We start from the raw sequence: 4,474 nt of genomic DNA on the forward strand, positions 1-4,474 counted from the left end.
TAGTAGAGGCGGTAGCCCGCGCCAACGTGAATGCGCATTTCGCTGATGCCGTCGCCCACGCTTTTGTGGTCGCCGAGGTTGCCCGCTTCTACCCTGTCCAGCCGACTTTGGATGGTGGCGTAGGCGCGCAGGTCTTTCAGGCTTTTCAGCCAGTCGTCGAAGGTTTTTGTTGTTTTGAGGGTGCAGGTCATGGGTGTAGCGGTGGCCTCATGCTCCAGCGAGGGTTTCTTTTTCAGGGATGACGGTTTGCCGCGTTGCCGTTACGTCATGCAGCGCTTGGGTGAGGCTTCAATTTCTGCCGCGTGTCGTCTGCGATGCGGCAACCATCACGGGAATGTTCCAGTCTTTGGGGTCAGTCATGGGCGACTGCCAGCGGCGCGGGGATGACGGCGGGCAGGGCTTTTTGTTCGGCCTGCCAAAGGTCATAGGTCGCCTGTTGGTGCAGCCAGCTTTCAGCGCTTGGGCTGTGTTCTCCCAGCCAAAGGTGCAGGCGTAGCGCCATGTCGGCGGTGATGCCGGTTTTGCCGTTGATGAGGCGGGAGAGGGTTACGCGCGATATGCCGAGCTGTTTTGCCGCTTCGGTTACGGTCAGGCCGAGTTCGGGCAGGATGTCGTCGCGTATCAGAAGGCCGGGGTGGGGCGGGTTATGTTGCCTCATGCTTCAGCAAGGGTTTCTTTTTCGGCAGGGATGACGGTTTGCCGTGCGTAGTTGCCGCTCTTCACGTCGTGCAGCGCTTGGGTGAGGCTTTCGGCGATTTCTGCCGCGTCCGGGTCGTCTGCGATGACGGCGGCAACCATGTTGGGGATGTTCCAGTCTTTGGGGTCAGTCATGTTTGGCTCCTTTCAGTTGGTGCAGTTCTTGCGCAGTAAGGTCGGTTTTTTCGTTTTTGCTGTAGATGTCGATGGCAAAGATTGTGCCGTTTGCCAGCCGGTTGAAGTAGATGATGCGGACGCCGCCCCGCTTTCCTTTGCTGCCGTGTTGCCAACGCACCTTACGCAGGCCGCCACCTTTGGGGATGACGTCGCCCGCCAAAGGGTTGTGCGCCAGCCATGCGAGAAACTCCAGCCGCTCCCTGGTTGTCCAGAGGCGGTCTGCTTTGTCCTTGAAGGCGGGGGCTTCGATTATGGTGTACATGAGCGCCGTTGCGTGTTCTTGGTAGCGCCCATTATCCGCCCACGGGGCGGAAGGGGGCAACCAGGGGATGGGGTCGGTATTACCTACCCCATGTTGTTAATGTTTCGGCCTCGTCGCTGGAGTGTATATAAGCGCAAACGCGAAATTTACTGGTTACCTTGGTTACCGGGGTTTATCTATTTGTTTTTGTTTCGGGAAAAGGTAACCAGTGGTCTTTTTTTTGTGGTTACCTGCTGGTTACCTTACTGGTTACCTGCCCCTTTGGTAACCAATGGTAACCAGTAGGTAACCAGTAATTTTTAGTCATTGGTTACCTTTTTTTTCTTTCCTTTCATGTGATTATTTGAAGGTAACCAAGGTAACCAGTGATTTTTATGTTTACGCTTTATAGAGGCGTTTTATTAACCGGAATCCATGTTTTGGCAAGGTTTCGTCGGGGTGTTTCGGTCTGGTTGGAAGCATGAAAAAGCCGCCCCGAAAGGCGGCTGTTGGTCAGGCGTCTTCTTCGCCCGGTGGTTCTATGCCGATGAGGACGTAATAGCGCCCCTTGCCTTTGAGCTGGTGTTGCCAACGCCCCGGGGCTTTGGGTTGCAGCCAGCCGATGGCGTGCAGCACCTGGCAGACTTTGTTGGCTTCGTAGCCACGGGCGATTTCATCGCGGAAGACGGCGGGGGTTATCCAAAACTTCAGCAGGTCGCCGATGGCCTCTTTGTAGCCCGCGTGGTCGCTGTAGGTCTGTGGGTCGCCCTCTCCGCCGCGCCATGTGCGCCACGCAAAGCGGTTGCCCATGCCGTGGGTTTGCATGAAGTCTTCCGTCTGTTCGATGATTTTGCGGTCTTCGTGTTTGCCGCTGCCGTGGGCGGCCTGCCAGTCGTCATGGCATTGGCGGATGGCGGCCGTGGTGCCGGTGAGGCCGTGGATGGGAGCGGCCAGTTCGAGGGCGGCGGCGAGGATGGCAAAGCGCATCGCTACCCGCCGCGCCTGTCCTTCCAGTTTCGGCAGGGCGGCCATGTAGGCGTCCACATGGCGGCGTGCTTCTTGCTCCGCGTCGATGGTGGCGAGGTGGGCGATGTATGCCCGCCCCGCCGTGCCGTGGTGCTTCGCCCCTTCGCGGGTGAGGTGTTCGGATAATTCCGCCCCGCCCGCGAAGCCGTGCAGGGTGTCGTAGATGCCGAAACCTTTGCCCGCGTCTGCCGGGATGGCGGGCAAGCGGGTTGCCTGCCCCGCCTGCCAGTCTTTGCCTTCGGTCTTGAGGTAGCCGTCCAGCGTCTTCTCGCCGGTGGAAAACAGCATGATGCGCCAGCGCTGGATTTCGCGGTTGCCGCCGTCTTTCGCGCCCTGAATCTTGCCGGTGCCGTTCAAGACGGCGTAGGCGGTTTGGGCGGCGGTGCGGGCGCTTGCCTGCCCGATTTCGTCCAGTACCAGCAGGCCGTCGTTCTTGGCGGCGGCGGTGTTGCTGAAGCCGTGCGCGGTGCCTTCCCAGGTGAGTTTCAGCCCTTTGGGGTTGCCCCAGACGGTGAGGGCGAACAGCGCGGCGGTGGTTTTGCCGTCCGAGGAATCGCCGTAGAGGTGGAAGCCGCCGCTTTCGTGGTCGAGCAGGTGCAGGAGTGGCGCGGCAAAGGCGCAGCCGAGGGCGAGGCAGAGGCGGCTGTTGCCCTGTGCCAGGCGGGCGAGTGCCTGCCAGTCGGCGAGGCTGCCCCGTGGCTGGTAGTCCGCCCCTTGTGAGGTGTCGCCGTGGTAGTGGATGTTCTCCGCCTCTCCGAGTACTTCGCCGCTTGGCAGGATGTAGGCGCCTTCGTGCCAGCCCGCTGTTTTGGCGAGCTGCCAGCGGGTGTTTTTGCCTTCGCCTTGCAGGTAGTCGGCGAGGCGTTCGCGTTTTTTCCGCCCCGCCTTGATGGTGATGCCGTGGCTTTGCAGGGTGCGCCAGCCCGCCGGGGTGCCGATGTCGCCCATGTCCAGCGCGGCGCGGTGGGTGGCGTGGTAGCGGTCGCGCCATTCGATGATGCGCCAGTTCCGTCCTTCGTCGTCCACGGCGCGGCCAATCAGGCGGATGGCGTCGGCGAGGTGGTCGCGCTGTTCTTTGCCGTCGTCGTAGTTTATCCAGTAGGTGCCGCTTTCGGTCGTGTGGTAGTGCGCGGTTTCTGTCGTCGCTTCGATGTCGTCCAGCCCCAGCTTTTTGTTCCAGTCGGTCATTTCGCCCTCCCGAGATAGTCGAGGGCGTCGCCGTGGTCTGGCTTTTTCAGGGCGACTTCTATGCCTGCCCGCAAGGCACGGGATGCGAGCGCGTCGCCCGCCTGCCAGCCTTGCAGGTCGCCGTCGCAGTAGATGAACAGCCGCTTTATTGGCGGCAGGGCGAGGGTTTCCAGTCCGTGGCAGGAGAGCGCGCTCCATACCGGCCAGCCCGTCAGTTGCCGGGTGGCAAGGGCGTTTTCGATGCCCTCCGTTACGGCAAGTTCTTCGCCCACGGGGTTGAGGTGGATGGCGCAGGCGGTGAGGCTGCCCGGATAGCGGCGGCGCATTTTTTTCGCGGGCAGGCGTCGCCCGTGGTCGTACAGATCCAGTTTCCGCCCGTCACGGATGTAGGTCAGGTGCAGCCCCATCGTCTTGCCCGCCGTGTCGGTGATGCGGCCAATCATCGCCGGGTAATCGCCGAGCTTTTCGCCGTTGTGCCAGTAGGCAAGCGCCGGATGGTGGCGCAGGTTGTGGACGTCAGGGAATGCCAGCCCGCGCCCTTCGAGGTAGGCGGCTACGGGGTCGCCCGCTTCCAGCGGCAGGGTGGCGTTCCAGATGCGCAAGAGGCGGTCGATTTCGTCGCGTGGGCGCGCAGGCGGCGGCGTGGGCGGTTTTCTCCGTGGGGTTGGTGTCTTCCCTTCCCCGATGCCCAAAACGTCTGAAACAGCCGCTGCGGCGGTTCTGTAATCGCAGTCCAGCCAGTGCATGACGAGGCGGAAGCCGTCGCCGTTGCCGCAATGGGTGCAGATGTAGGAGCCGCTGCCGTCGCGGTCGTCGAAGCGGTAGCGGTCGCGCCCGCCGCAAACGGGGCAGGGCTGGTGTCTGTTGGTCAGCTTTTCCGGCGGGATGCCGAGCGCGGGCAGGATGTGCCGCCATTGGTAGCGGGCGGCGTGGCGCAGTTCATCGCTTCGCATGGCTGCCTCCGAGCTGGGCGCGCAGGCGTTGCAGGTGCCGCCCGTCGTCGTCGATTTGGGTAAAGGCGGCGTCCAGCAGGGCGATGAGTGGCCGCCCCTTGGCGTGTTCGCGGGTCAGCCATTCGAGCAGGGCGGCTGCGCCGTTCGCTTACATCGTCGCCAGCGTCAGCGTCATGTCCAGACGGGCGGCGTG

7 protein-coding genes are annotated in these 4,474 nt (G+C 62.3%); 1 reads left to right on the top strand and 6 read right to left on the bottom strand.

The features are described from left to right. From Q0349_RS05915 to Q0349_RS05940, 6 genes are all read right to left on the bottom strand, one after another. A partial coding sequence (locus tag Q0349_RS05915; RefSeq protein WP_366916284.1) for a type II toxin-antitoxin system RelE/ParE family toxin occupies positions 1-191 on the bottom strand: 191 nt, incomplete at its 3' end. Between the two features lie 161 nt (positions 192-352). Next, positions 353-658, bottom strand: coding sequence for a HigA family addiction module antitoxin (locus Q0349_RS05920; protein ID WP_298079956.1), 306 nt, complete (start codon positions 656-658; stop codon positions 353-355). Next, positions 655-831 carry a hypothetical protein gene (locus Q0349_RS05925; protein WP_298079957.1) on the bottom strand — a complete coding sequence of 59 codons (177 nt, stop codon included), beginning with the start codon at positions 829-831 and terminating at the stop codon, positions 655-657. The genes Q0349_RS05920 and Q0349_RS05925 overlap by 4 nt, the downstream gene beginning before the upstream one ends. Further along, a complete protein-coding gene (locus Q0349_RS05930; RefSeq protein WP_298079958.1) occupies positions 824-1,135 on the bottom strand; it encodes a type II toxin-antitoxin system RelE/ParE family toxin in 312 nt (103 codons plus the stop codon). The genes Q0349_RS05925 and Q0349_RS05930 overlap by 8 nt, the downstream gene beginning before the upstream one ends. A gap of 492 nt (positions 1,136-1,627) precedes the next feature. Then, complete coding sequence (locus Q0349_RS05935; RefSeq protein ID WP_298079959.1) at positions 1,628-3,328, bottom strand: DUF927 domain-containing protein; 1,701 nt, start codon at positions 3,326-3,328, stop codon at positions 1,628-1,630. Then, positions 3,325-4,281, bottom strand: a complete 957-nt coding sequence (locus tag Q0349_RS05940) for a primase-helicase zinc-binding domain-containing protein (protein ID WP_298079960.1) — start codon at positions 4,279-4,281, stop codon at positions 3,325-3,327. The genes Q0349_RS05935 and Q0349_RS05940 overlap by 4 nt, the downstream gene beginning before the upstream one ends. Here Q0349_RS05940 and Q0349_RS05945 point away from each other — a divergent pair. Continuing rightward, positions 4,280-4,474: hypothetical protein (locus tag Q0349_RS05945; RefSeq protein WP_298079961.1), on the top strand; the 195-nt coding region annotated here is incomplete at its 3' end. The two genes, Q0349_RS05940 and Q0349_RS05945, sit on opposite strands and share 2 nt — an antisense overlap.

The sequence above is a fragment of the uncultured Cardiobacterium sp. genome, assembly GCF_938028185.1.
GTDB lineage: Bacteria > Pseudomonadota > Gammaproteobacteria > Cardiobacteriales > Cardiobacteriaceae > Cardiobacterium.